Here is a 26,241-nt window from a genome sequence, read left to right on the forward strand (position 1 = left end):
AACAATTAGTTTCTAGTTTAGAATCGTTCTTATCTGTTTCAATTAATCCGGTTTCATGTTATTCTTGTAACAAGTAAATAATAGTTGAATATCAAAAGGAGGGGAACTGCATGCGACACTACTATAAACTGATTCTGACGGTTAGTATCGGCGTTGTTGCAGTTATTTTAGAATTTGGGTTGCACGCGCAACTGGCGGCTCAAATCATTATTACGTTAACGGGGGCGTTAATGGCACTCTCGATGCTGGTCGAGATGATCAAAACACTGCGTTCAGGGAAATACGGTGTTGACTTACTGGCCATCACGGCAATCGTCGCTACCTTAGCCGTGGGGGAATACTGGGCAAGTCTGGTCGTGCTCATCATGCTCACCGGGGGCGACTCCCTCGAAGACTACGCCGCCAAACGGGCCAATACGGAATTGAAAGCTTTGCTCGATAATTCACCACGAGTCGCTCACCGGTCCGTCGCCGGAAAATTGACCGACATTGACGTCGATGATGTTCAAATTGGGGACCAACTAGTGGTTAAGCCAGGTGAACTAGTCCCGGTTGACGGTCACCTCATTCAAGGAACCGCCCTCTTTGACGAATCGTCACTGACCGGTGAATCTAAGCCAGTTGACAAGCAGGTCGGCGACGATATCATGTCAGGGGCGGTCAATGGTGACAGCGCCGTTACCATGGCCGTTGACAAACTCGCCAGCGATAGTCAGTATCAACAATTGGTCAAGTTAGTCAAAGAATCTGAATCCCGACCAGCGAAGTTCGTGCGCCTGGCCGACCGGTACGCGGTGCCCTTTACACTCGTCGCCTACGTCATTGCTGGTATCGCCTGGGCCTTCAGTGGCGATCCACACCGGTTTGCAGAGGTGCTAGTCGTGGCCTCGCCTTGTCCCTTGATCCTGGCCGCTCCAGTCGCGCTGGTCTCAGGCATGAGTCGAACGAGCCGTAATGGGATCGTCGTCAAGACTGGCGATATGCTCGAAAAGTTATCCACGGCCAAAGCGGCCGCGTTTGATAAAACTGGGACGATTACCAGTGGCCAGCTGACGGTCAACCAAATCGTACCACAGCCTGGTTTTACTGCCGAACAGATTTGTCACCTGGCCGCCAGCGCTGAACAGACCTCCAGCCATATTCTGGCACGGTCACTGGTGAAATACGTCAGCGGCACGGAGTTAAGTCCGACTAGTCACCTCGAAGAAGTCACGGGTAACGGGGTGACCGCTACGATTGACGACCACCAAGTCAAGGTCGGCAAGCTCAAATTCGTCGCGCCGACCACGACTGAACAGCCCTTAGCCACGACCGCTATCTACGTCGCTATCGACGGCCAGTACGTCGGTTATATCACGTTCATCGATAACGTCCGGCCAGAAGCGGCCACAACGCTCAAGGCCCTCCACGCTGAAGGCGTTCGCAACGTCATGATGCTGACTGGCGACCAACAAGCGATCGCGGAACGTATCGCCACGGACGTTGGTATCGATACGGTGGCCGCCGACCTCCTTCCCGCAGATAAAATCTCCCATTTAAAAGCCGTCCCAGCAACTGAACGCCCCGTCATTATGGTCGGCGACGGGGTCAACGATGCCCCCTCACTAGCAGTTGCCGATGTCGGTATCGCCATGGGTGCACACGGATCAACCGCCGCTAGCGAATCCGCGGATGTCGTGATTTTAAAAGACGACCTGAGTCGCGTCGTTACCGCGATTCAGATTGCTAAGGATACGATGCAGGTTGCCAAACAAGCCGTGTGGATCGGTATCGCCATCTGTACGATTCTGATGCTGATTGCCAGCACCGGTACTATTCCCGCCCTATTTGGTGCCATGCTACAAGAAGTCGTCGACACCGTCTCAATTCTCTGGGCGCTACGGGCATTACGCGACCGTCCACAGTCAACGACAAAGGATGTGAATTAACCCATGCCAGAATGGCTCTTACGCTGGTCACAATCAGCGCTGACCTTCGTTATCGTCTTAACCGTCGTCTCGGCCGGCCTCCTTGGCGTTCCACTCAAGGAAGCGATTCTAGTCGACTTCGCCTACATGCTCATCACCTTCTTAATCGCTTGGCGTCGAAAAGACCGTCAGCAGCATTTTTAACCTACGAATGGCGAGTCGCGATGCGGCTTAAGCACTGAAATTTTACCATCTATATCAAGCCAGTTATTCTGAATTAAACAGGATAACTGGCTTTTTTGATCCCGCTTTGACGCCCTATCGTGTTCGTCAATTTGTTACGAATTGTGATTGAAACTCACCCAGTTGTTGGCTTACTGTTCGTCAGCTGGTCGGCGTCCTAATCCGACTTCCGGGGCTGGCTGCTTTTAAGCTTAGAAAACAACTCGTTTCAATCATCTTAAATACGATCACTAGCCCAACGCATCGGTATGATTAATACCGATCAAAGATTGAAAATGCTGGATCAAACCGTTATTATGAGATAAAGATTAGAATAATTATCTTTTTTTAACGATAAATCGTTTATCAACTCGTTTCACTCAATTTTCAGTACGTAATCTAAACCATTTCGACGCGTTCAATTCGAAATTTCAAGGGAGATAAGTTAATGACAAGTGAGAAGCACCTATATGCAATTCCCACCAATCGGGACGCTAGTAAGAGTATCAAAAGTTTGGCCAATGATATTGCAGTCGCAATCGACGAGCACGTCTTACTACCAGAGCAACTGATATTCGTCCTGCTAGATTCAAGCACGCAAGCAACTTTCGACCGTAACCATGCCCAACTGAAAGCTTCATTTAAAGCACTGAAGATTACCTGCCTGCATATTCCAGTATCGGCCTTTGATGCGCTATTGAATCAAGTCTTAGACCCCAAATTGGCAGCGTTAGTCGTCGGCAGTGGGTTTTCATACGGTAAAATGGTCAATAAAATTTCGATCATTGCTCATCTGCTAGGGGCCCACTATATTCATCGGCGAGATTCAGACGTTTATCTACAAGCCAACAATACACAGATAACACCCCTCATCGCGGAGATGCGCGCGTTTAACGAAAATGACCAGTTCTTGCTAGTTGGTAGTAGTTATTTGGGCGCCTGGGGCATCGATTATTCAGATGTTGCGGACGACCTACCAACACTGCGAAAATTATTCTCACTATCAAAGCCTACCTATAGTCCAAGCCAATTAGACGATTATATTAATAATAAGTACGTCCAGGGTTCGACCGAGACCTTCCCAGGTAACTTAGCCTTCTCAGAACAAAAATCAAACTACATCGATGCTGGTAATTTTGCTTTAAAAGAGGTCTTCTTGAAGATTCCAGTCTCCCCGGCCAACGTCACTTCGGGTACCGACTATCTTTACCACACTTTAGTCGGGAAATCAGGCTGGCGGATGGTCTACCATAATGACCGCGTTGTTCATCAATATAACGAAAATCGCTATGACCAAATCGATCACCTGACTTATGGTCATTCAAAGCTACTGTCCAGATTAATGACTACCGTGACGAATAACGCCCTCGCTGACGTCTCCCTTTCAGACGATTTTAATGACATGGCCCAACAGGTCGCAGCGGCCTATTTATCGACAGTCGATTCAGCCGAATTGTTAGCCAAATTAAAAACGACGATTCAAAGATTTGTCGCGGTCTATGCTTCGATTGACTTACCGCACTATCAAGCCATCGCAACCAATGTCGCACAGCAACCCGACGCTTATCTTGAGAAAACCATTACTGACGTCCATCACTTTATCGATTTGATTCAAAATTGGCCCGCTATCCTGAAAAACACGCAAGCACTTGAACTCGCGCCATTTTCAATCTCAGCAGATAACTCACGATAACGAGTACACAACTGACGCACGGTTTTTCCGCAAGCCTAGCCGATGATTCTGTTCTAAGCGGCCCCATTGTGGAACCTAACGTGATCGTCTTGAGCGTTTCTTGTCTAGATAGTTTCATGGCGTATCGGAACCTGCCGATACGCCTTTTTTAACTCAAAAAGCTGAGCAACGCGAACCAATTTTGATTCCCGCTACTCAGCTTTTCAGTTATCATCTATCGTTCATTATCCACTGGCCCATCCAGATATCGTTATCTGACGGCACAGCCTTTATCGCGAAGTTGCGAGCGATTCAGTGGTTGCGGCCGTCGCGACCGGAATAAAATCGAATGAATCGTAATCAAACAGGCCGCGCGCCGTCAGCTTCAGCGTTGGAATCACGGGTAGTGTCAAAAACGAAAGCGTGATGAACGGATCAAAGCTGAGGGGTTGCTCACTGATGACTTCGTACGCTTGCTTGAGACCATCCAGTTGAGCCGCCGCGACTTGATAAGCGCTCGTGGATAGTAGGCCGCCGATTGCTAAGGGCATCGTGGCTAAAACTTGGTGCTCATCACCGACTGCGATGCCGCCGTTATCCTGCGTAATCTGGGTGATGACACGCATGATAGCTTCATCCGAGGTCCCGACAGCAACGATATTATGCGCATCATGTGCCACAGTACCAGCAATCGCGCCGTGTTTCAGACCGAAGCCGTGCACCAAACCAACGCCGACTTTGCCAGTGTTATGATGGCGTTCGACAACTACCATCTTTAAGATATCCTGATCAATATCCGCTTCAAAGTTCTCAGTAGGTGCGACCGTCATCGTCAAATGGTCCGTTTCGATATGGTTCGGCTGAACGCCAATCACATTTGCGGCGCCAGTTGTTAATGGCAATTTAAAATCAGCGAGTTGGGCGTGCTGCTGAACGTGGGTCGCCGTAAAGGTTAACGGTTGGGTCGCCGTCGTTTCAGTGACCCACTGGCCATTCTTCATCGTCTTAGCCACTTTTACAGCAGTCACATCGTCTAATACGACTAGGTCAGCAAGCTGTCCCGCTGACAACCGGCCGCGGTCCGTTAAGCGGTGAGCAACAGTGCCGTTATAGCTGGCCAGCGTGTACGCCAGTGCTGGTCGCATCCCACTTTGAATCGCCAAACGCACGTTGTAGTCGATCGACCCTTCCGTCATCAAATCACTGATGGTCTTGTCATCCGTACAGAATGCAAAACGGCCAGCGTTTGCTTCCGTGACCGCACCAATCGTCGCTAATACATCGCGTTCGACGGTCCCTTCACGCAAAAAGACGGTCATGCCAGCTTTGACGCGGTCGCGGGCCTCTTCAACGGTCATACATTCGTGGTCGGTATCCAGTCCGGCGTTGCGCATCACATTCAGTTGATGGGCATCCAGACCAGCCGCGTGCCCATCTGCATGGTAGCCCCGCGCGTACGCATCATGGATTTTGGCCATTGTATCTTCACCACCGCGGGCCACCGCACCGTAATCCATGACTTCGGCCAAACCGCGGACTTCTGGCTCTTGATATAGCGGCCGTAAATCAGCTGCGTGTAAGGTCGCCCCATTATCATCAAAAGGAACGCATGGCACGGATGACGGCAACATGAAGCACACGTCTAAGGGCGTCTGGCGAGCATCCGCAATCAAATATTCGATACCAGCAGTTCCAGCCACGTTTGCGAGTTCATGCGGATCCGTCACAATCGTCGTTACCCCGTGTTGTAGCAGGACTTTGCCTAACTCACTCGGCGCGACCATCGCGCTCTCCATATGCACGTGAGCGTCAATCATTCCTGGCACGATCCATTTGCCCCGCGCATCCACGTGTTCTAAAGCTTCATAAGGTTCGTCTTGCAAATTACTAATAATGCGGCCGTGGTCAATCCACAAGCTCGTCGCTTCAAATTCGCGCGTCTCAACGTTTAAGACCTGCGCACCTGTAATTACCATCTCAACAGTCTTTGTCATCGTATTCCTTCTCCTTACTCGCCCGTCTACGGAGAAAGCAAACGGGCCCACACGGCAAATTAAGCAGTGTGGACCCGTCGACTCAATTCGCTTATAGTCCAGTATTTACGGTACTGGGTAGAAACTCGCCATCCATATCATGGCATTATATAGGCAATTTGTTGTTTTAATAAATTGTCCTTTACTTTACCAGCCTTTCCACGTGCATGCAAGCCCTAATTTCAGTCCGAGTAATCTGTGAAAACTAGTATAACCATTACGTTCCGGCAGTTGCTCAGAACAACTCTTCAAAAATTAGGTGACCTGTTGACCGGGTCCATTGATAAAGCAATGCCATGCTCAGTGGCTCCAAATAGCCTAGCCACGATTCGCGAGTCCAACGACCACAGCTGTCATCGTCCCAACCAGTTTAGCCGACAAATTCGCCAGTTTTTATGACATTTCTTGCTGACTATTGGTTCATTTACGTTTACAATAAAACTGACTTAACGGCCATCACTACTTTTGAGGAGCTGATAACTTTGATGATGATGAACAATCCGACGATGTTATCCTACATTCGTCGCGAACAACCCGTATTGGAACGACTATTGGCGAGTTATCCGAAGCAGATTACCGCGGCATTAGCGCACGCACCCAAGCACCCGCAACACTGGTTGATTTTGGCAACCGGGTCACGTTTGAATGCGGCCAATACCGCCCGACTTTACATGCAAAAAGTCGCAGGACTACAAGTCACGCTTGCGGCGGCAGACCTCTACGTGACTTATGAGGAAGCCGACCCCAGTGTTGACGTGGTAATTGGTGTCTCACTGACTGAAAATGACCCAACCATGCTGGAGGCCATCAACAAGGCCCGGGCAGCCAGCCACGCTCATACGATCATCATTACCGATCAGAAAGAATCAGCACTCACTGACATCGCCGACGCGACTTGTGATTTAATAACGGGCAAGGAGAGTGTGCCGTATATCACGTTGAGCTTCCAAGCCATCGTCTTGACCTTAATGTTACTCACGGTTCGAAGCGCCGCACTCCAAGAACGACTGACCGAACTAGCAGTCAATCAAGAGCTCGACGAATTCAGCTTTCTCATTGAAAACATGAATCAAACCGTCCAGCGTGCCAACGACTTCTACCGCAAATTCACGATTGACTTTACGAACGCGCCCCAATTCACCGCAATTGGCGCCAACGTCCTCGCGGGTACGTTAGCTGAAATGCAAGCCAAGTTTACTGAAATCCTGCGCGTTCCCGCCCACGGCTACTCACTCGCCTCATTTACCCACGGCGGTTTTATGGGCGTCCATGAAGACCATTGCCAATTCTATATTGAAATCAATACTGACCCAGCCGTCATGGAACAATTGCAAGCGGTTAAAACGTACAAATCTCGGTTGACGCCGCACATTTACACCATCAGCCTGACCGGCGAACAGCCCGCGGTCAACGATGACCAAACGCTCCTGCTCGACCCCGTCACCGACCCTTATAAAGCACCGCTGATGGCCATCATTCCATTCCAAGTACTCGCTTGGTTCATCGCCAAATCACGCGGCATCAACTTGAATCACTTAATGTATCAAGACTTTCAAAAAGCGATTAATTTACAGTAGACTCAGTTTAATCAAGTCTACGTCAAAAAACCAGCATCGATTGATTTCGATGCTGGTTTTTTGGTTGAAATAGTGTAACTTAGTTGGTCTACTGTTCGTCAGCCGATGTGCGCCCTAGTCCGACTTCCGGGGCCGGCTGACAACGCTGGAACAGGGCGGACAAGAAGAATTTCGCCCTTGAGCATTGTCAGCCAACCCCTCCAGTCGGGAAGCCGTTCGAATGGCGGATGAACGGCCACCTATTCTGGTACAATTGGCCACCGACCTATAGATACCTGGTCCTTCAGGCAAACTGTGAGTCAGGATCAGCAATTCCTAGGCATTGAGGTGATGGTTCATATTCAGTCTAACTCGAAAACTCAACTTGGCAGAGCTAGCAATTTGGCCACTCCTATAAAGACGAGCCCAACAATGGACAAATGAGTCATGAAGCAATGTCAACCAAAACAAATCTGACAGTTAGATTACAGACGTACTGCTTATTATGAATCAATGACTAGTCGTTCTAAAGTTGAGTCCGCACATGTCCGCCTTTCGAATACCATCCCGGCTGGAAGGTATTTCTGACAATGCTCAGTGGTGAAATTCCACTTAGCAAGCGTTTTGTGCTTGGTTAGTGGAAGACCAGTATTTAAGACGTGGTTTGTCGGCTTAAATCTGCGTCCACCACGTTCCAGCATTGTCAGAAATGCCTGGAAGCCGGTATAAGACGCGCCTTCCACTGCAAGTTTACGCTAACTCGCACTGTTCCCAGCGGGCTTAAGCTGGCAGCTCTTGAACTTAAGAATTGGCACGTTTTAACCATGATTCCTGACAACTCACCTAATGCATATTGGAAGCATTCAGCTCTTAGGCCTGTGCGGTCGTTGCATGCTCGGCTTTGACTGCTGAGCGTTGTTTCAAGTGTGCCATGCCAATGCCGGTGAACCCACTGATGACTGAAATGACTGGGCACAGTAAGCTGAAGAATACGAATGGTAGGTACTGAACCGTTGGTACGCCGAGAGTCGTCGTTAAGAAGACACCGCCGACACCCCAAGGTACTAAGTAGTTGATGACCGTACCGCCATCTTCAAGTACTCGGCCGAGCGCGTTTCCTGATAATCCACCGTCATTGAAGGCTTTACGGAAGGCCCGTCCTGGCAAGATAATGGAGAGAAATTGTTCGCCAACGAAGACGTTGACCCCGATGCAAGTCAACACGCCTGCCAAAACGAGTTTGCCATCGCTATTCAAGTGTTTAGCAACGGGTGTCATAATCTGATTGATCAGGCCAAATTTGACCAGCAGACCACCTAGTGACAGTGTGACGACAATCAGCGCCACCATGCTCATCATGCTGACAATACCGCCCCGTGAAAGTAAGGTGTCGACACTCGTATTCCCCGTTTTAGAAACGAAGCCGGTGTTGATAATGGCCGTCAACTTCTTCATCGACATGCCAGGTTGTTCAAATAAAATGAGTCCCGCTGAGACGAAAATGTTCAGTAGCATGGTTGGAATGGCTGGCATTTTGAAGCCTGCGCAGACAAACACTAAGACGATTGGTAATAGAGCTAAGGCTGAAATACTGAAATGGCCGTTTAACACGGCGACCGTTTGATTGATTTTGGCCAAACTCGTTCCGGTATTGCTATGGCCTAACATGGCAAACAACCCTAATGAAATCAAGCCTGCGGGTAACGTACTCCATAAAAGATGCTTGATGTGTGTGAACAAGTCGGTATCGACCACGGCTGAAGCCAGGTTATTCGTTTCTGATAACGGTGAGAGCTTATCGCCGAAGATACCGCCACTAATGATGGCCCCGGCAACTAAAGCCGGGTTCAAATTCATGGTCACGCCCATCCCGAAGAAGGCGATGCCGACCGTCGAAGTAACCGTAAACGCACTGCCGACCGCCGCGCCGACTAGGGTACAAACGATGAACACTGATGGCAGGAACCATTGAATATTAATAATCTTGAACCCAATCACCATCAACGTTGGAATCGTTCCCGCTGCGATCCAGGTGGAAATCATGACACCAATCAAAATAAAGATAAAAATTGGCACGATTCCTTTATCTATACCTTCCTTGATGCCGGCATTCACGGCTGACCAAGGAAAGCCCCGCAACATTGCCCAGGCCGTGACGACGCCCATCGCCAATAGGACTGGGACTTGGGGTGAAAGTCCCCAGCCAATCACTCCGGCGCTCATAATGCCGAGGACAACTAATAAGACAATCACAGCTTCTAAGGTGCTAATTTGTGGTTCTGTCGTTTTATTCATAATTCAAGACTCCTTTGATTGCAATTTCAGTGACAAGCGATGTTAGTCATCAAAATTTCAATATCGTGCAATCCCACCGCAGCGTTGATTAGTCATTATCCTCATCCTCTTCATTAAAAAAATCGTCCCCATTGTTCAATAGAACAACAGGGACGATTAGACTAGTCGCGGTACCACCCAGGTTGCGGATTACAAACACTTAATCCACCACTCACTAGAAGATAACGGTTCTAGTTATTATCCGTTCGTTCGAAACTCGGTTACCGTATTTCAAACATAGCTGTTGACCGGTTCGCAGCATCCACCGGCTTCCTGACACCCACAACTATGGCTACTTAATGTAACGTTTAACGTACTGTTATTAACTTACGGTTAACAATACCACCATTCATTTTAACCGTCAAGCAATCTTTTAATTTATTTTTAATCTGAATGGCCCACTTTTATCACCTATCACTCCCGAGCGACTGCCCGTAAGCGTGCTTGATGGACCGTCGTGACCGTTCCGAATAGCAACGTCCAAACGATCGCCCCGACTGCCCCGATAATGTCGGCCTGAATGAAGAATAGACTTGCAAAAATCAGGACGAAAAAGGCAATCGTCAGTGGGCTGGTAATCCGGTACGCCGGCATTTTGAAGCCATCTTCCAGGTAATCATTAGATAGTCGGTACTTCCGATGCGCGACCATCGCTAACGTGTAGACGATCAGGTACATGTCACTAGAAATCCCAGTAACGATCGTAAAGACGGCCGTGGTCGCCGCACTCAAACTCATCACCGGCGTGACTAAGACCAATACGGCGGATAAAACGATGGCTGCGGCTGGTACACCACTTTTTGAAATCGTCCCGAACCACTGCCGCATCCGGCTAGTCGCTGGCATTTCAGTGGCAAGCTGGTAGAAATGACGCCCGGCTGAAAATAGACAACTATTTAACGATGAGGCCGCCGAAGTCAACACAACAAAATTAATAATGGCCGCCGCAGCAGGATAACCAGCTGACTTGAAGACTTGGACAAATGGACTACTGTCTGGGGATAAAGAAGTCCATGGGATGATTCCCATGATGACGATCAATGCACCGATGTAAAATAATAAGATTCGCAATAACGTTTCATTGACCGCTTTTTTAATCACGCGATGCGGATTCTTGGCTTCACCAATCGTAATGCTGACAAATTCAATCCCTTGAAAGGCGAAGAAGACCATCGGAAAAGCTGAAATGAAATTAGCCATACCGTGTGGGAACAGCTGATAATTATGAAATAAATTGCCAATCGAGGCCTGACCTAATGGCGTTGGGTGATGGCCGACCATCATGAAGATCCCAGTGACGATCAACGCCACAATGGCAACGATTTTAATCATCGCAAACCAGAACTCCGCTTCCCCGAATAGCCGTGCCGCGGTCAAATTGACAGCTGCCAGAATAAGTAAAAAGCTGATTTCAATCAGCCACGCCGGAACGTTGGGCAACCAAAACTTGACGTAGGTCGCGGTCGCCGTCAACTCAGCCATACAAACGAAAATTAGGCCAATCCAGTAAGTCCACCCCGTAAAATGACCGACGCTCGGCCCCAAATAGCGTGAGATAAACGCGACAAATGTATGTTGTGAAGGGTCTGCATAAAACATCTCTCCAATCGCACGCATCATCAAAAAGAAGAAAAAGCCTAATACTAAGTACACCCACATGACTGACGGACCCGTCTTCGAAATGGTACTCCCTGATCCTAGAAATAATCCTGTCCCAATCGTGCCACCAATAGCAATCATCTGAATGTGCCGGTTACTAAGCGCCCGCACCGTTCCATCCGCATTAGTTGTTTTCATAAGATCCCTCCACAAATTCTAATGGCTTTGTTGTTAAATCTTAATGTTCCGTCATTATAGCACGGGCCTCACTTTGACTTAGTTTGGATTTTTAAGGACTCCGACGCGAATTCGACGGGATAATGGCAGATTAACTTAATTTTATTAAGTTCGTCATCATTCGAAAAGCGCTATCATCGTTGTTATTCAGCGCCTAATCACTAGTTTTCTCTCCTCCCCACTTTTGAATCATCAAATCACCCAAAAAGACGCCCTAATTAGAATAATCTTCTAATCAGAGCGCCTTATCGACAGGCTATTGCTTAAGTGATATTACGCCGACCACAAAAACCGAATCATGCGTTGAGCCACACTCGGATTCTGATTGAGTGCACAGTGGGCGGCATCCGCACCACTGTAAAAGGCTTCGCGATATTGCGTAAGTTTGCCACGTAACAGGTAGCGAACAGCCCGTGCCGACGCGACACCCACAAAGCCATCGTTGTTATAGCCAGTATTCGTATCACCGTACACGTTCAAGAGTTTGACGTGCTGTGGAAAATTTTTGCGATATTTCAGCATCGTCGCAAAGTGTTTGGTAAACCGCGTTGGCTTAATTGCCAGTTGGCGTGCCTGCGCCTCCGTTTGCGTATTCAGAAAACCCGTCAGGCCATCGAACGGTCCGGCGATCGTCACCACTTTATGTAACGTTGGCAGGCGTTTATCATGTCCATACTTCAACGCCTGGTTAATAATGTCATTGGCACCTAACGAATGACCGACCGCATTATACCCCGTAACCCCATACTTGGCTTTCAACTGGACCAGAACCTGGTGTAGCCAATAGATTTGTGCCTTTTGTGAGGCGTGATTATCTTGGAAAACGACTTGGACCATCGGATTCTTGATCGACCGCTGCCAGTACCCTTTGAACGCCATCACACCGTTCTTGTAAACGTGCACGACAAGCGCTTTTTGGGCTGCACCAGTCTGTTCAGCTTTATGAATTAAATAATTCGTTGAATACGCACCGCCATTATAGCCATGCAGAAAAATCGTCGCCGTCTTCGATTGTTGATATTGTTGCTTGATTCCCCGGACAGAACGCGACGTCAATTGACTCGTTACCTTCGTGATCTTCGTGTCACTGTTGCGCGCACCTAGCAAGACGACGGCCGCCACGATCACAAACGTCAGTAACAGCAACCGCGTCCCCGTTCGCATTTGCTTCACCAAATTTATCGTACCCTTCATTATGTTTAACATGTTTATTTTACGCGTTTGAACGCAAATGACAAACAATCGTTTCCAAACGGATCAACTATCGTACTTATTCATATTCTTTCAGCCCCAAGCTCGTTATAATGGAGGAAGTAGGTTAGCTGATTAACCTAATTAATCGCTTATCATTGACTGGAGGAAATCATGGAAAAACCAACATTTAAATATCCGGATAAGGCGGCGTATGAATTTGTCATCCACGCCTTAGATGCCAAGGACATCACGCCACTAGAAATCGCCAAGATCACGTATCGGTTACAATCCAAATACGTCCCAGACTTGACGGTGGCCGAATGTGAACAAGAAATCCACGAGGTTTTGCATAAACGGGAATTGCTCAACAACGCGATGGTCGCGCTCGAACTTGACCGCCTCGCTACAGAGGGACAACTCAACGAGCCACTACAATCAATCATCGTCAGTGACGCCGGCGTCTTCGGCGTTGACGAAGGCTTGGCACTCAACATGGCCAACATCTACGGCACAATTGGCGTGACCAATTATGGTTACGTTGATAAAGTCAAAGAAGGCGTAATCAAAAAGCTCGACACGGACAAATCTGGGGTCGTCAACACCTTCATCGACGATTTAGTCGGTTCAATTGCCGCCGCAGCCGCTGCCAAAATCGCCCACAAATACGCTTAACGCTTATTCGACATTTTACGCCCTAATTAAAGCCCCGTTACAAATCATGAATGACTTGTGGCAGGGCTTTTGAGTTAGATTTAGCCATGATTGAAATTGTTCAAGGCGTTTGGGTCAAAAAATGGCCAGCTGAGACCCTGAAGTCGGAGCAAGATGAGCACATGCAGACGAGTATCAGGCCAATCATCAGCGCGCTTCAAATACGACATGGCATATCACACAGCTGCCAAAAGTAATGATGCTGGCCTAACTTAATTCGTCAATATAGTCTCGAAGATAGGTGGTGATGTCGTGGGGTTGGCGCCCGAGAACCTCGGCAGCGGTGGTGGTGACTGCTTTGGCGTTACCGAGTTGTGTAATGAGGTAGAGCATGACCATGACGTTGACGTAATCCTTCTTCAGGCCACGTCTCAACATTACCCGCCGGAATTTCAGTAAGCTGGGGCGGCTATAAGTCACGGGATGGCCAAAAATCGTGGTCATTTGCGCGGCGATTTCTTGATAAGTCAGTGCCGCGGGACCGGTGACCGTCAATTTTTGTTGTAGATACTGGTCATTAAGCAAGACGACGCCGGCAATCTCGCCAATATCACGCGTATCGATGAAGCTAGTCTTAGCACGACCGGCTGGAATAAACAAGTCGTGATTCTGCTGAATGTCTTCACGATGCGTCGTGTTCAGGTTTTGCATGAAAAAGCTGGGCCGAATGAACGTGTATGGCAGTCCCAGCTCGACAATCATTTTTTCAATCTGATGGTGGGGTGTCATCGGATTGTGTTCGACGCCCATCAATGAGACGAACACGACCTGCTTAATATGCTGGTCCTTTAAACAGGTTAAAAATGGCAACATGTCTTCTTTCGGCTTAGCTAACTGTGGTGGTCGAACAAAGAAGACCTTCTCGACATCTTGTAAAGCAGGCCGAAACGTCTCCGCATTCAAAAAATCAAATGGTCGCAGCTCGACATCCGGATAGTCAGCTAATTGCCGTTGATCCTTGGCCACATTATGAGCACCTGCGACGACCGTGACCCCTGCTTGTTGATTCAAATATTGAATCAGCGGCAAGCCAATGTTGCCGGTACCACCAATCACTAGAATTTTCATTTGAACGTCTCCCCCTCTAATTTACGTAACAACTGTTGTAGCGTTTGTTGTTCGCTTGCTGTTAATGCCTGCAAACTTAGCGCTAACACCTCGTCACTCACCTGCTGACCTGCGTGTAACGCGACCGTCCCCTCAGACGTCAGTTGTAATAACTTCGCTCGCTGATCGTCTGGATTAGGATGCTGTTCAATAAATTGCTTAGCCGTCAACCGCCGCACGATGCCAGACATCGTCGGCTTATCCATGTCGAGCTGCTGGCAAAGCTGGTTAGCCGTTGGCGCAGTCTCCGTTCGTTGTTGCCACAAGTCGATTTGTTGCATGACTGCCCACTGCTGAACCGTCAACCCTTGTGCGAGCAAACGCTGATTCAACTGATACCGCATCTGCTTCGCTAATTGCATGATCAAATATCCCGTATTATTCATTCGTCAGCCGTACCTCCATTTAGTTAGTATACTAACTAAATGGCTAGCACTTGTCAAATTTATGCAAAACATAAGCGCTTACCTGTTCACATCAGTTTTTTATGACAGATAAGCGCTTATTAAATTTATGAACTTCCCCAAAACGACGGCTACTCTTATGCCATCTGGTGTTGTGCCATTGCTTGCATCTTCAATACGCGTTGATCGCGTGGAATAAACATGCGAATCTCATCCTGGTTAAAACCGCATAACAAACGGTGATCGTCAAAAATAATAGGTCGCCGTAACAGTTGCGGCGTTTGGCTCAGCACGCGGACCGCCTCACTCAACGACATGTCCTCGATCGGCGTCGTCTTACTGAGTTGATGGTATGCATTAGATTTAGTACTAATGAGATCATCAATGCCATTATACGTATACTGTAGCAAGTGCTTGATTTCAGCTTCCGTTAACGGCTGCGCGTTCATATTCCGTTCATGAAACGGGATTCGATGCTCTAGTAGCCAGCGGTGGGCCTTGCGACAACTTGCGGTACTTGGTAACACACATAAGTTAATCATAATATTATCCCCAATCTTGCTTGCCTAACAATGCAGCCCCCATTATTGTGCACTGTAATAGTTGACGTCATTAATTAACAACATAATCATAGCAAAATTCACAGCTAATTGCTAGCGTTTTCAAGAAATAATTAAAATAATTTGATGTCCGCAGTTTATTATAAAACTTATATTAAGTTTACCCATACCAATATTTTAATTTTTGGTCGTCGTTGCCGGTAGCTTACCACTAGCAAGTAGGTATTCTTGGAGGACCACTGCTTGGTTGTGAGTCTCGTCCTTAGCACCGAACAATAAAATCACTGGTTGTTTCGCCAATTGTTCAGCCACTTGCCGAATAAAGTCGGGCGTAATTGGGTTGGCGTCCAGCTCTGCTTGATACTTTTTGACAAATTCAGGATACTTTTCTGGATCATGATTAAACCACTTCCGCAATTCCGTTGACGGTCCGATTTCTTTGACCCAATCATCTAGTTGCGCGTTGACCTTCGAGATACCACGTGGCCATAGCCGGTCGACCAGCAGCCGATAACCATCCGTATCCACGGGCTTCGTATAGATTCGTTCTAACTTCAATTGCATCTTCATCCGCTCCTTTATAAGTCTCATCAACCACACTAATCTAAGCGTTTATCCGCCTTCATTATAACGCAGTTCGTTCGTTAATTAACCACCCAAAAATCCAACACTTACCAGCGTAGACATGTATGTATTGTGCTAGTTAGCTTGTCATGAATCATGATTAAAATGTACCAGTTGGTGGATTTCTGTTCGTCAGCCGATGCGCGCCTTATTCCGACTTCCGGGGCCGGCTGACAACGCTGGAACAGGGCGGACATCGATTTGAACTCACGCAGAAAAACACTGCGCAATTTCAAATACGAGTCTTCTTCTAGTCCGGGAAACCCACCCGGACAAGAAGAATTTCGCCCTTGAGCATTGTCAGCCAGCCCCTACAGTCGGGAAGCCGCCCGAATGGCAGATGAACGACCACCTATCCTGGTGCAATTGACCACTGAATGTTAAGAAACAGGACCTTCATGCGAACTTTCAATTGGAATCGATGATGCTTTATGGCATTTAAGTACTGATAAGATTGCTTGAATATTATCGACTTCATTTATAATTCGAGACTTTGCTATCTCAAACGATCAGAAAAAGTTCTGGCAAGTTCTGTGAAGCCGCTGATTAGAAAGGTTAAAACATGAGTGTGGCCGTTTAGCTACTATCAGGAACTGGTCTGGCAATCAAATGTCAAAATGACCCTGTACCAAGGAATCAACGACTAATTTACCGAAAAGTTGAGTCAGCACATGTCCGCCTTTCGAATACCATCCAGGCTGGAAGGTGTTTCTGACAATGCTAAGTGGTGAAATTTCACTTAGCAAGCGTTTTTTGCTTGGTTAGTGAAAGACCAGTATTTAAGACGTGGGCTGTCGGCTTAAATCTGTGTCCACCACGTTCCAGCGTTGTCAGAAATACCTAGAAGCCGGTATAAGACGCGCCTTCCACTGCAAGTTTACACTAACTCGCACTGTTCCCAGCGGGCTTAAGCTGGCAGCACTTGAACCTATAAAATCACGCAAAAAAATAGCGCTAAGAATTACCATGAATTCTTAGCGCAACTTTGTGGTGTTTCAGCTGTGGCTCTAGCCTTCACCAACGACAACTTCAACCTGCCCCCGTTTGGGAACAAAATTAATGTTATAAATCGGTTCACGAAGGACTTTCTCATATTCTTCCAAAACATCTTGTGGTAGTGGCGTGTGTGCGGCCAATGCCTGCATGAGGTCATCGACAGAGTAGATATTTTCCATATCAATAAAAATCCGCATGTTCCCCACCACATCATTGAGTAGTTCGGTTAAAATCGCATTGGGCTTGCCATTGCCGTCCGTGACAACGACTTGGTTACTGTCAACTTCTTTATGGTCTATCTTGGTTAGCTTAACAATATCGAATACATTCAGCATGCGCGACCCTCCGTCACAATATTAATTTGGCTATATTCTACCACAACCATAGCATATCTGAGGGCTGAAAGGTATTTAATGTTTACGGAATCAATCACTCAAATATCGCGTAAAAATCTTCTCCTGGACCTTAGGCATCGGTAATTGCTGCCGTTCTGCAGTTGTCACCGCCTTGCCCGCAAAGTATGCTAAGTCACCTAACATAACTTCGCCACCCACCCCTTGGATCGTCCATTTTTGGTGGGTAAACGTATGGGTCACGGGGCGTTTGTCCAGATAGTGCGCCGTCAAAGTTAAGCGATACTCTTGTTTAAAATAGGTCTCGACTGCCGCAACTAAATCAGCCGGCTGATAATCCTCATCCAAGTCCAGCTCTTCAATGGGGATCAAGGGAACCGTCCATAGATTTGCTAACATGCCGTTGCTGGGCCGCTGCGTCATCAACCAGTGGTCCTGCATTTGAGCGAGCACCGCGACGTAAGCGATTGGCTTGGGCCGGGGCTTCTTCGTCTTGACGGGATACGCCAACTCGTCACCATCCAAATACGCTTGATTGAATCGTTTGACGGGTGAATGCGCACTGTCTGGCTGGCGAGCCGTCATGTAACTGGACCCTAAATCCATGATTGCCTGGTTAAAATCGCCTGGCCGGTCATGCGGTATAATCCGACTAATCACTTGCTCAAATAACGCACGGGTCTGCGGTTTGGCAATATCCGCGTCGATTTTTAATAAGCGGCTAAAGACACGGTACGCATTACCATCGACGGCGGGTACCGGCTCATTAAAAGCGATACTGGCAATCGCGCCCGCCGTGTAGGGGCCAATCCCAATCAGGTCCGTCAACGCTGCCGCTGTACGTGGCCACTGCCCATCATAATCTGTCAGCAGCTGGTTGGCACACCGTTGCATGTTACGCACACGTGAGTAGTAACCGAGCCCTTCCCACGCTTTCAATAATTGGGATTCTGGGGCGGCTGCCAAATCGGCGATGGTCGGAAATAGGGCCATGAAACGCTGATAGTACGGGATCACCGTTTGAACTTGCGTCTGTTGTAGCATGATCTCCGATACCCAGACGTGATAGGGCTCATGGTCATGGCGCCACGGCAAGTCCCGGCCTTCTTCATCAAACCAAGCCAGTAGCGTTGTTTGAAAATCCTTAATGGTTGCTGCATCCCACTCAATCATTGCGTTCCTCCAAAAAAGGCCCGGTGCTTCGTCATCCGAAGTCCGCGGCCGTTATCGTTCTAAGTTATTAATCTAACGTATGTGCAAGGTCAACTAACGTCTTTTCATAATGGTCAGTGACACTTTCATCCTGAAAATCAGCGTTAAATACCGCTAATGTCAGATACTCTGGATATTTTAAAATCACGGTTGCTAATTGATTATTGATTTCTGGGTACTTGTCATCCTCGTTGTTCAAAATATCCAAACTAGCTTGGTAACAGACGTTCGCTAAAAATAAGTAATCAACAAAATAATTAAATCCCGGTTCGTTCTTTAATTCAAAATGCGCCTCAACATCCACCGTTTCCTTAATATTGGTTAAATACTTCGTTACGATTTCTTGATACTGACGCAACAACTCCGCCTTTGCTTCTGCATGTACCGCTGCCATAAGTTATCCCCACCTAATTTGATCTCTGTGAAGATTATAGCATACGACGTAATCCTTGCTGGATATTTGCAGCCAGTCCAGCTAATTGCTCATACTGCCATTGACGTTCAGCAGTAACTGCCGCTGCATTGTTCGGCTGTGTTAAATTAATCAACTTGATTGCTTGGTCGGAAGCTCGCAAGGCATTTTCATCCGCATCCGCAGATGCCACGGCCCACCGGACACAGTCCAATGCTGCCGCACCAATCGAGCTGGTCGTATTGGCAGCCAACTTCGAGAGACGGGCCAGTGCTTGCCGCACCTGATAGCCGCTCACTAAGTTCACTTGCCAGAGCTCATTGGCATCGATTGCCAACCGTAACTGCCGATCATATTTCTGTTGGTCATCAACATATTGCAAGGCCTTCTTGGCGATAATCAACGCCCATTTGGCCAATTGTTGTTGTGAGAGTTCACCAGTCAAAGCTTCGATTTGGGCCCGTATTCCAGGGTCATCGTCAATCTCAATCTTAGGGTGACTCGGTCTAAAACCTTCCGTCATCACGCATTCCTACTTTCTTACAAATCCGACAACAAAACTAAACAACTATCGAAAAATGGTGTCACTTAACTTTCGATAGGATTAAATTGTACCAGAAATCCGCCGAAGATGTGAGTATCTGATTCCAGATTTCACAAAAAATTTACAAACTTTTGTAACCGTTTCATTATCCCTTATAGCAACGAAAAGAACGACCTACCGATAACTACCGGTCAGCCGTTCTGTGAAACGAATTATTGAATTTCAATGTGGTGCGTATCAGCAGCCGCTTTCTTCGGCAAGGTCAATTGTAAAACACCATTTTCATAACGTGCTTCGACCTTATCAACATCGACGTCTGGTAATGAGTACTGCCGACCGAACCGTCCCGTTTGACGTTCACTGGCAATGATATTGCCGTCCTTGTCGCTCTCATCACTGATACTGTCGCGTTTTACGGCAATTGATAATGTCCCATCACGATACTTCAAGGCAATATCTTGCTTATCGATCCCAGGAACATCAACTTTCATCGTATATTGGTCATCAGTTTCCTTAATATCAGTCTTCAATACTGAACCGTGGGAACCAACATTTAAGAATGAGCGGCCTAAGCCATTAACTAAATCATCCATCTTAGTCCAGTCATTCAACCGATCGAATAAATCATTGTGCCAATTCATCATTTCATTAGCCATTATGCAATCACCCTTTCAACTTGTTTACAGTTTTAATCATAAGCAGTTTCATCAAAATTGCAACAATTTAGCACTCTAACGCATCGAGTGCTAATCAGTCGACTCGATACGCTTGCATATCGACTGGAATCACACGGACCATTTTGTGCGGTGTGATCGTCATTGCCTGCGTGGTCGTTTTGCGCGGCCAACGGGATTGCGGCCGATCAGCCAACTCGATTCCAACGAGCATCCGAATTCGGTCCAGAATATCCGCGACCCCAAACGCATTGTCACCCTGATTGAACGAAGTCTGCAACATATTAATTGCCACGTGTAGGTGCTGATCATGGAAACTAAAGGTCACTGGCACAAACACCAACTCAGCAGGCGCCAGCTGCTCTTGTGCTAATGCGGCGTCCAATTGTGCCATGAATGTTGTAAATTGATCCATACACGTCACCCCCATCATTGATTAGGGCTATTATACTGCATGGACCGGGGAACAGCCATTGTTATGAAATCTGGATTACCGCCAACAATGACCGCGTTTGCAAACCGTTATGACGCTGGCCGTTTTAACTCATGATTGTGGTACCAAGTTGCGCTTAACTGAGCGTAGGACTCTTCCCGAATCAGCACCGTAACTGATTTTACAGCAAATAAAAAGAGCAGGACCTAAGTCCCACTCTTCACTGAAGAATAACGCTAATAATTAACTGTTAGATAACTTTTTAGCATCTTCATCGATCGTTTCGAAACCGGAAACGCCACTCTTCTTCTTTGGATGCTTTGCACGTTCTTCTTCGGCTTTTTGAATCATAGCCTTTTTTTGTTCCTTGCTAAGCTTTTGTGCCATGATTATCGCCTCTTTTATCTTGGACGGCGAAGACTAATCTTCGCTACATGTTCATTATAGGTCTAAATTCAAAAAGTGGCACAATTTTTATCCAACTTTTTTGAAACTGCTTACTTGCATTCTGTAATTATAAAGTTTACAGTTAAGTTGTTCAGGAGGGGATTACATGTCAAAAGTACTAATCTTAGGGGCAGCGGGCCAAATTGCCCGGCTAGCCGAACAACAATTACTGGCCGAAACCGACAATGAACTGACACTTTACTTACGTCATAGCGAGCGGGTCGCGGCCTTAAAATCGGAGCGGGTCACGATTATTGATGGTGACACCACTGACGAGTCCAAATTGACACAGGCCATGGCTGGTCAGGATGTCGTTTACGCAAACTTAGCTGGTCAAAATATCAAGCAACAAGCTGAAACGATTTTAGCTGCGATGCATACGACCGGTCTCAAACGGCTCATTTGGATCTCAACCTTAGGGATTTACGATGAAGTGCCGGGCAAGTTCGGGGAATGGAACAACGCCACCTTGGGCGATTACCTCACCCGCTATTACGCGGCCGCCGAAGTCTTGGAAAATTCCGACCTCGACTACACCATCATTCGGCCAGCCTGGTTAACGAATAAAGACGAGATTGATTACGAAACGACCCAGCGTCACGACGCCTTCAAGGGGACCGAGGTTTCACGCAAGAGTATTGCAGCGCTCGTGGTCAAGTTGATTCAAGACCCAACTAACAGTGTTCGCGCTTCATTAGGCGTCAACAAGCCGAATACTGATGGGGATAAACCAGCTTGGTATTGAGCTTAATGACTATCCAATTCGACGTGTGCGATTAATCAAATTAGCGAACACCGATTCAAAAAACTAAAGGACCTGCGAAGCCGTCATCAACCGGTCGCAGGTCCTTTAGTTTTAAGCTGCGTGCCGCAAAGTTAGTTAGATAAGCCGCCGCGCCATCTCCAAATAGCTAGTTAGCTGGAGCTGGGACCATCCAAGTGAATGTCAAATCCACTGGCGCACTAAAAGTACTAGTATTTAGAAATTTGTAGCCACCACAAGCGAACCACTAACATTGTTTTTATGAGAAAAATTAGAATATCTCAATAACAAACTGACGTCCATCGCCAATTAACTGACTAATATCAAGTCATATCGGCATCCACTTTCTCACACGTATCTCATTAAAAAATCAGCCGCTAAAGCGCGTCAAATCACGGGTCTTTACGATTGACGCCTGCCAATACCCGTGTTAAATTGTAGACTCAATTTGAAAATAACCGGCGATTAATGCGTCAGTTTTCAAGGAGGGTTTCATCGTGAATTTAACATGGTACGTTAAGCAATTTACTGGTCTAACCACGACCCAACTACATGATATTTACCAACTACGCGCTAAAACATTTGTTAAGGAACAGTCGCGGTCTTATCAGGATCCCGACGACACTGACTTGACGGCGCGCCACGTCTTTGCCTACGATCATGGTCGCTTAGTGGCTTACGCGCGCATCTATGAGCATGCGGGCATCGTCTCGTTTGGCCGCATCACAACTGACAGCGACTACCGGGGAACCGGCCTTGGCAAGCAACTGATGAACCACGTCATGGCCATTCTAAAAGTCCATTATCGCGATGCGACTATCGAAATCGACGCTCAGACCCAGGTGCGCAAGTTTTATGAAAAATTCGGGCTGATTGCTGAAGGCCAGCCTTACACGGACTTGGGCGCTGAGGTCATCAAGATGCACGCCCCCGCCAAAAAGCTGGTGTTGGCGTAGCACCGCACCCTTAATACTAACAATCAAAATGGCGAACCAATGAGCACACTACTCAAGGTTCGCCATTTTTAGTTAATTCAGTTAGTTAAGCGGGTCACTGCGATATTGTTGCAAGATGTAGATAGCAACAATCACCAATAATGAACCGAGAATTTCAATCCAGCTCACCTGCAAGTTCAAGAAGATGATACTTAGCACAAAGGTGACAACTGGTTGGACCGCATCCACGATGCTGACGACTGCGGATGGCGCATACTGCAAACTGTGCAGTAATGATAAAAATGCAAAAATCGTCCCAATCAACACGATGGCTCCAATCGAAGTAACCAAGGTTGGCGTGATTTTAGGCGCCCCAACCCAGATTGGATGATATAGGTTGAACAGAATTCCGGCAATCAATGTTCCCCAACCAAGGATCACGACTGGTGAGTTTTCCGCAACGATTTTCCGTGGTAACACCACGTATAACGCGGCCGTCACCCCGGATAGAATCCCCCAGATGAGAGCATCCGTTGGAATTGCTAATTCATGAATGTTACCCTTTGTAATCGCTAAGAAGACCCCCAGTAGCGAGACGCCAAACGCGATCAGATCAGTTCGTAAGGGCAGTTCCTTTTTAAACACCAACGTCCCTAACACGATAAATAGTGGACTCAGGTATTGTAAAATCGTGGCAGCCGCCGCGGTCCCCTTCTCAATACTAATATAGAACGTGTACATGTTCGCCATTAGGCCTAACGTTGCGTACGCAACTAGTTGCCCAATCGAAGCCCAGGATTTAAACACCTTAAAAATCTGGGTTCCACGTTGCACGAAACCAATCGCTAACAAGATGATACCAGCGGATAACGTCCGCACTGAAAGAAACCAGTCAGCCGGAATCGCCTGATTTTGGGAAACAAATTGCATGACCGTTCCCGAGATTCCCCAAAGCGTAGATGCGAGCATCGCCCACATAATGCCTTTCATGTAACGGCTAGTTGTCGTATTCTTCAATTTAGCTCTACCTCAATTTAATTAATGGCAATATTATACCGGGACTAAATTAAAACTCACTGAAAATTACCGTTTGTTTATTAGCAAGATTCGGCCAGATTTATCATAATTACCGCAGTCAACCGTCTACAGCGGTCAATACCGAACATTTTAAGAAAAGTTAAAGTTAAACCAGTCTGTTTGCTTGCTTCAGACTGGTTCAACTCATCAGTAATATGTATTCGTGCTAGATACCTTTTTATGAATCGTGATTAAAACAGAGCGATTCTTAAGTTCAAAAACAGCCAGCTGAGGCCCGCTGAGAAATAAGTGCGAGTTAGCGTAAACTTGCTATTGTAGGTTTCTGCGTGAGTTCAAATCGATGTCCGCCCTGTTCCAGCGTTGTCAGCCGGCCCCGGAAGTCGGACTAAGGCGCGCATCGGCTGACGAACAATAATCCAACTCAGTAGCAAATCTTAATATCAAGAACCACACCCATGAACGCACAAAAAAAGACCATGGAGACCGACAGTTTTAGCACGAGGCTAAAATTTATAGAGGTATCTTCATGACCCAAATACATACTGCCACTACTCATTTTGACCGACAAGTGTTGGCAGGCAAAATGAGATGAGCAGTAATTTATTTTTTAAAATAACGTCCCAACATAGTAGTGAATAAACATCGTAATAATCCCGACAATCACGTTCCGGATAACGGCAGTTTTGACGTTACCCTTACCTAGCACGGCGGATAAGTATCCGGTTAAGGCAACCGCAACGGACACCGCAATAATCGTGGCGGGCCACTGTAGATGTGCTGGCGCAAATGTCATCGCAAATAGTGGGAAAATACCGCCGGCTGAAGCGGAAAACAATGAAGCAAAAGCTGCGTCCCACGGATTCATATAGTGTCCGAGTTCCATATCGTACTTAACGCGGACGACGGTTTCGAGTGGCTTTTTTGATAAAAGATCCTTGGCAATCTCTAACGACGTCGCTTCCGTAACGCCTAAGTTCATATAGTGGCGTTGAACTGCATGTAATTCACCCGCAAAGTCCGTCTTTAATAATTGCCGTTCTTTTTCAACGACTGCTTTTTCCGTATCTTTTTGCGTGCTGACAGAAGCGTATTCGCCAGATGCCATCGAAAACGCACAGGCTAGCAGGTCAGATAGTCCGGCGATAAAAATCGTAAATTGGTTGGTGGTCGCCGCCGCAACACTGAACAGCACCCCGACAACCGTCAAAATCCCATCATTGGAGCCGAGAACGCCGGCCCGTAGTGAGTTCAGCTTCTCATCCATCGTTTGTTTTGATTTTTTCGTTTTTGTATTCGTTAACTGCATATTCTCGCTCCCCTTGGCCCTACTCATCAGGCAAATAAGTGACCGATAAAGTAGGTCACGATCATCGTTAACAATCCGGCAACCACATTACGTAACATTCCCTGACGCCGATTGGCATTTCCGAGCACCGCCGCCACGTAACCCGTAATGGTTAACGCAATGGCGACCGCAATGACCGTGGCGAACACTTTGATATGTGGTGGGAAAAATGTGATTGAGACTAGTGGCAGAATCGAGCCAGTTGGAAAGGCAATCATCGAGGCAATCCCAGCTGCATACGGGCTGATAAATTGATTCGGATTGAAGCCATACCGTTCCCGAACCGTCGTCGACAAGGCATCTTCAGCCATCATTTCCTGAGTCGCTTGTCGGGCTAGTGGTTCGCTGATGCCCTGTTCGATATACTTTTGCGCGACCATATCTGCTTGCGCCTCATAGTCATCGGCTAATGCCGTCTTTTGCGTGGCGATCGCCATTTTTTGCGAATCCTTCTGCGTATTCACGGAGACGTACTCACCCATTGCCATCGAAATCGTTCCGGCAAGCATGCCTGCTAATCCGGAAATCAGAATCGAAAAGCTATTCGTCGTGGCCCCCGCGACCCCAACAACAATACCGGCAACGGAAAGAATTCCGTCGTTAGCCCCCATAACACTTGCACGTAGCACGTTAACTCGTTGTGCTAAGGACATTTTCTTCTTCATGTTTGCCGCCTCCGTACGTACTTTATAATCATTCTTACCTAGTAAATATTATATCTTTTTCCAGAGAATTGCAAGGCTTATTTGGAATCATTATCAAGTATAAGTTATGTATCCCTAAACCATAATCTAGTGTACCACCATTTTATTATTAAAGTTAATCAATCTATCGGTTACGGACCGCAAAACTGTCGCTAATGATCTTAATTGGACACAAAAAGCTACCACTCAAAAATCGCGATGATTTTTGAGTGGTAGCCCTTCTTC

At 47.2% G+C, this 26,241-nt stretch carries 25 protein-coding genes and 1 riboswitch; of the genes, 7 read left to right on the forward strand and 18 right to left on the reverse strand.

Annotation, left to right across the window (positions count from 1 at the left end; genetic code table 11):
- Nucleotides 1-110 precede the first annotated feature (110 nt).
- From KGF65_RS09150 to KGF65_RS09160, 3 genes are all read left to right on the forward strand, one after another.
- Nucleotides 111-1,928 (forward strand): heavy metal translocating P-type ATPase, encoded by a 1,818-nt coding sequence (locus tag KGF65_RS09150; protein WP_101874157.1) that lies wholly within the window; start codon nt 111-113, stop codon nt 1,926-1,928.
- A 3-nt stretch (nt 1,929-1,931) separates the two neighbouring features.
- Nucleotides 1,932-2,111, forward strand: a complete 180-nt coding sequence (locus tag KGF65_RS09155) for a hypothetical protein (RefSeq protein ID WP_021336970.1) — start codon at nt 1,932-1,934, stop codon at nt 2,109-2,111.
- 466 nt (nt 2,112-2,577) lie between these two features.
- On the forward strand, nt 2,578-3,822 hold the full coding sequence (locus tag KGF65_RS09160; RefSeq protein ID WP_101874158.1) for a DUF6271 family protein: 1,245 nt from the start codon (nt 2,578-2,580) through the stop codon (nt 3,820-3,822).
- Between the two features lie 269 nt (nt 3,823-4,091).
- Here the strand turns inward: KGF65_RS09160 and ade are convergent, their stop codons facing one another.
- Complete coding sequence (ade, locus tag KGF65_RS09165; protein WP_105923783.1) at nt 4,092-5,795, reverse strand: adenine deaminase; 1,704 nt, start codon at nt 5,793-5,795, stop codon at nt 4,092-4,094.
- Between the two features lie 74 nt (nt 5,796-5,869).
- A riboswitch (purine riboswitch) is annotated at nt 5,870-5,968 on the reverse strand.
- A 342-nt stretch (nt 5,969-6,310) separates the two neighbouring features.
- Here ade and KGF65_RS09170 point away from each other — a divergent pair.
- Entirely contained in the window at nt 6,311-7,411 is a 1,101-nt protein-coding gene (locus tag KGF65_RS09170) for an SIS domain-containing protein (protein WP_216748100.1), read from the forward strand.
- Between the two features lie 849 nt (nt 7,412-8,260).
- On the opposite strand, the gene nhaC is transcribed toward KGF65_RS09170, so the two are convergent.
- The 3 genes from nhaC to KGF65_RS09185 form a co-directional block, all read right to left on the reverse strand.
- Complete coding sequence (gene nhaC, locus KGF65_RS09175; RefSeq protein ID WP_216748093.1) at nt 8,261-9,685, reverse strand: Na+/H+ antiporter NhaC; 1,425 nt, start codon at nt 9,683-9,685, stop codon at nt 8,261-8,263.
- 453 nt (nt 9,686-10,138) lie between these two features.
- Nucleotides 10,139-11,521, reverse strand: coding sequence for an amino acid permease (locus KGF65_RS09180; RefSeq protein WP_216748092.1), 1,383 nt, complete (start codon nt 11,519-11,521; stop codon nt 10,139-10,141).
- Nucleotides 11,522-11,833: 312 nt separating this feature from the next.
- Nucleotides 11,834-12,736 (reverse strand): alpha/beta hydrolase, encoded by a 903-nt coding sequence (locus KGF65_RS09185; RefSeq protein WP_101874162.1) that lies wholly within the window; start codon nt 12,734-12,736, stop codon nt 11,834-11,836.
- 189 nt (nt 12,737-12,925) lie between these two features.
- Here KGF65_RS09185 and KGF65_RS09190 point away from each other — a divergent pair, with 189 nt between their 5' ends.
- Complete coding sequence (locus KGF65_RS09190; RefSeq protein ID WP_216748091.1) at nt 12,926-13,426, forward strand: phosphatidylglycerophosphatase A; 501 nt, start codon at nt 12,926-12,928, stop codon at nt 13,424-13,426.
- A gap of 246 nt (nt 13,427-13,672) precedes the next feature.
- Here KGF65_RS09190 and KGF65_RS09195 read toward each other — a convergent pair whose 3' ends face one another.
- From KGF65_RS09195 to KGF65_RS09245, 11 genes are all read right to left on the reverse strand, one after another.
- The gene (locus tag KGF65_RS09195) at nt 13,673-14,533 is read right to left on the reverse strand and encodes an SDR family oxidoreductase (RefSeq protein ID WP_101874163.1); all 861 of its coding nucleotides are present in this window, start codon (nt 14,531-14,533) and stop codon (nt 13,673-13,675) included.
- The gene (locus KGF65_RS09200; RefSeq protein WP_050338313.1) at nt 14,530-14,958 is read right to left on the reverse strand and encodes a MarR family winged helix-turn-helix transcriptional regulator; all 429 of its coding nucleotides are present in this window, start codon (nt 14,956-14,958) and stop codon (nt 14,530-14,532) included. Before KGF65_RS09200 ends, KGF65_RS09195 begins: the two co-directional genes overlap by 4 nt.
- 155 nt (nt 14,959-15,113) lie before the next feature.
- Nucleotides 15,114-15,518, reverse strand: coding sequence for a Spx/MgsR family RNA polymerase-binding regulatory protein (locus KGF65_RS09205; RefSeq protein WP_003639938.1), 405 nt, complete (start codon nt 15,516-15,518; stop codon nt 15,114-15,116).
- Between the two features lie 195 nt (nt 15,519-15,713).
- The gene (locus KGF65_RS09210; protein ID WP_050338312.1) at nt 15,714-16,100 is read right to left on the reverse strand and encodes a DUF488 domain-containing protein; all 387 of its coding nucleotides are present in this window, start codon (nt 16,098-16,100) and stop codon (nt 15,714-15,716) included.
- Nucleotides 16,101-17,167: 1,067 nt separating this feature from the next.
- Entirely contained in the window at nt 17,168-17,491 is a 324-nt protein-coding gene (locus KGF65_RS09215; RefSeq protein ID WP_003639940.1) for a hypothetical protein, read from the reverse strand.
- A 90-nt stretch (nt 17,492-17,581) separates the two neighbouring features.
- Nucleotides 17,582-18,682 carry an A/G-specific adenine glycosylase gene (gene mutY / locus KGF65_RS09220; protein WP_105923948.1) on the reverse strand — a complete coding sequence of 367 codons (1,101 nt, stop codon included), beginning with the start codon at nt 18,680-18,682 and terminating at the stop codon, nt 17,582-17,584.
- Nucleotides 18,683-18,749: 67 nt separating this feature from the next.
- The gene (locus KGF65_RS09225; protein ID WP_003639942.1) at nt 18,750-19,115 is read right to left on the reverse strand and encodes a hypothetical protein; all 366 of its coding nucleotides are present in this window, start codon (nt 19,113-19,115) and stop codon (nt 18,750-18,752) included.
- A 34-nt stretch (nt 19,116-19,149) separates the two neighbouring features.
- Entirely contained in the window at nt 19,150-19,656 is a 507-nt protein-coding gene (locus tag KGF65_RS09230) for a putative immunity protein (RefSeq protein ID WP_003639943.1), read from the reverse strand.
- 233 nt (nt 19,657-19,889) lie between these two features.
- Nucleotides 19,890-20,333 (reverse strand): Hsp20/alpha crystallin family protein, encoded by a 444-nt coding sequence (locus tag KGF65_RS09235; protein ID WP_003639944.1) that lies wholly within the window; start codon nt 20,331-20,333, stop codon nt 19,890-19,892.
- 94 nt (nt 20,334-20,427) lie between these two features.
- Nucleotides 20,428-20,766, reverse strand: a complete 339-nt coding sequence (locus tag KGF65_RS09240; protein WP_225083458.1) for a hypothetical protein — start codon at nt 20,764-20,766, stop codon at nt 20,428-20,430.
- Nucleotides 20,767-21,027: 261 nt separating this feature from the next.
- On the reverse strand, nt 21,028-21,171 hold the full coding sequence (locus KGF65_RS09245; protein WP_003639947.1) for a hypothetical protein: 144 nt from the start codon (nt 21,169-21,171) through the stop codon (nt 21,028-21,030).
- Nucleotides 21,172-21,337: 166 nt separating this feature from the next.
- On the opposite strand from KGF65_RS09245, the gene KGF65_RS09250 reads away from it, so the two are divergent.
- Complete coding sequence (locus KGF65_RS09250) at nt 21,338-21,976, forward strand: SDR family oxidoreductase (protein WP_050338308.1); 639 nt, start codon at nt 21,338-21,340, stop codon at nt 21,974-21,976.
- 515 nt (nt 21,977-22,491) lie between these two features.
- Nucleotides 22,492-22,950, forward strand: a complete 459-nt coding sequence (locus tag KGF65_RS09255) for a GNAT family N-acetyltransferase (protein WP_050338307.1) — start codon at nt 22,492-22,494, stop codon at nt 22,948-22,950.
- 81 nt (nt 22,951-23,031) lie between these two features.
- On the opposite strand, the gene KGF65_RS09260 is transcribed toward KGF65_RS09255, so the two are convergent.
- The 3 genes from KGF65_RS09260 to KGF65_RS09270 all read right to left on the reverse strand — a co-directional run bounded on the left by KGF65_RS09260 (nt 23,032) and on the right by KGF65_RS09270 (nt 25,977).
- Nucleotides 23,032-23,919, reverse strand: coding sequence for a DMT family transporter (locus tag KGF65_RS09260; protein WP_050338367.1), 888 nt, complete (start codon nt 23,917-23,919; stop codon nt 23,032-23,034).
- A gap of 655 nt (nt 23,920-24,574) precedes the next feature.
- A complete protein-coding gene (locus KGF65_RS09265) occupies nt 24,575-25,273 on the reverse strand; it encodes a VIT family protein (RefSeq protein ID WP_088770531.1) in 699 nt (232 codons plus the stop codon).
- Between the two features lie 26 nt (nt 25,274-25,299).
- The gene (locus KGF65_RS09270; RefSeq protein ID WP_088770530.1) at nt 25,300-25,977 is read right to left on the reverse strand and encodes a VIT family protein; all 678 of its coding nucleotides are present in this window, start codon (nt 25,975-25,977) and stop codon (nt 25,300-25,302) included.
- Nucleotides 25,978-26,241: the final 264 nt, after the last annotated feature.

It is taken from the genome of Lactiplantibacillus sp. 30.2.29, assembly GCF_018991255.1.
In the GTDB taxonomy this organism is placed as follows: Bacteria; Bacillota; Bacilli; order Lactobacillales; family Lactobacillaceae; genus Lactiplantibacillus; species Lactiplantibacillus pentosus.

Coding starts and splice junctions, on each gene's coding strand:
- KGF65_RS09190 (WP_216748091.1), top strand. CDS start 12,926: ATGGAAAAACCAACATTTAAATATCCGGATAAGGCGGCGTATGAATTT.
- mutY (WP_105923948.1), bottom strand. CDS start 18,682: ATGATTGAGTGGGATGCAGCAACCATTAAGGATTTTCAAACAACGCTA.
- KGF65_RS09195 (WP_101874163.1), bottom strand. CDS start 14,533: ATGAAAATTCTAGTGATTGGTGGTACCGGCAACATTGGCTTGCCGCTG.
- KGF65_RS09230 (WP_003639943.1), bottom strand. CDS start 19,656: ATGACGGAAGGTTTTAGACCGAGTCACCCTAAGATTGAGATTGACGAT.
- KGF65_RS09200 (WP_050338313.1), bottom strand. CDS start 14,958: ATGAATAATACGGGATATTTGATCATGCAATTAGCGAAGCAGATGCGG.
- ade (WP_105923783.1), bottom strand. CDS start 5,795: ATGACAAAGACTGTTGAGATGGTAATTACAGGTGCGCAGGTCTTAAAC.
- KGF65_RS09215 (WP_003639940.1), bottom strand. CDS start 17,491: ATGCTGAATGTATTCGATATTGTTAAGCTAACCAAGATAGACCATAAA.
- KGF65_RS09180 (WP_216748092.1), bottom strand. CDS start 11,521: ATGAAAACAACTAATGCGGATGGAACGGTGCGGGCGCTTAGTAACCGG.
- KGF65_RS09250 (WP_050338308.1), top strand. CDS start 21,338: ATGTCAAAAGTACTAATCTTAGGGGCAGCGGGCCAAATTGCCCGGCTA.
- KGF65_RS09225 (WP_003639942.1), bottom strand. CDS start 19,115: ATGGCAGCGGTACATGCAGAAGCAAAGGCGGAGTTGTTGCGTCAGTAT.
- nhaC (WP_216748093.1), bottom strand. CDS start 9,685: ATGAATAAAACGACAGAACCACAAATTAGCACCTTAGAAGCTGTGATT.
- KGF65_RS09210 (WP_050338312.1), bottom strand. CDS start 16,100: ATGCAATTGAAGTTAGAACGAATCTATACGAAGCCCGTGGATACGGAT.
- KGF65_RS09235 (WP_003639944.1), bottom strand. CDS start 20,333: ATGGCTAATGAAATGATGAATTGGCACAATGATTTATTCGATCGGTTG.
- KGF65_RS09245 (WP_003639947.1), bottom strand. CDS start 21,171: ATGGCACAAAAGCTTAGCAAGGAACAAAAAAAGGCTATGATTCAAAAA.
- KGF65_RS09205 (WP_003639938.1), bottom strand. CDS start 15,518: ATGATTAACTTATGTGTGTTACCAAGTACCGCAAGTTGTCGCAAGGCC.
- KGF65_RS09265 (WP_088770531.1), bottom strand. CDS start 25,273: ATGCAGTTAACGAATACAAAAACGAAAAAATCAAAACAAACGATGGAT.
- KGF65_RS09260 (WP_050338367.1), bottom strand. CDS start 23,919: ATGAAAGGCATTATGTGGGCGATGCTCGCATCTACGCTTTGGGGAATC.
- KGF65_RS09155 (WP_021336970.1), top strand. CDS start 1,932: ATGCCAGAATGGCTCTTACGCTGGTCACAATCAGCGCTGACCTTCGTT.
- KGF65_RS09240 (WP_225083458.1), bottom strand. CDS start 20,766: ATGGATCAATTTACAACATTCATGGCACAATTGGACGCCGCATTAGCA.
- KGF65_RS09160 (WP_101874158.1), top strand. CDS start 2,578: ATGACAAGTGAGAAGCACCTATATGCAATTCCCACCAATCGGGACGCT.
- KGF65_RS09270 (WP_088770530.1), bottom strand. CDS start 25,977: ATGAAGAAGAAAATGTCCTTAGCACAACGAGTTAACGTGCTACGTGCA.
- KGF65_RS09150 (WP_101874157.1), top strand. CDS start 111: ATGCGACACTACTATAAACTGATTCTGACGGTTAGTATCGGCGTTGTT.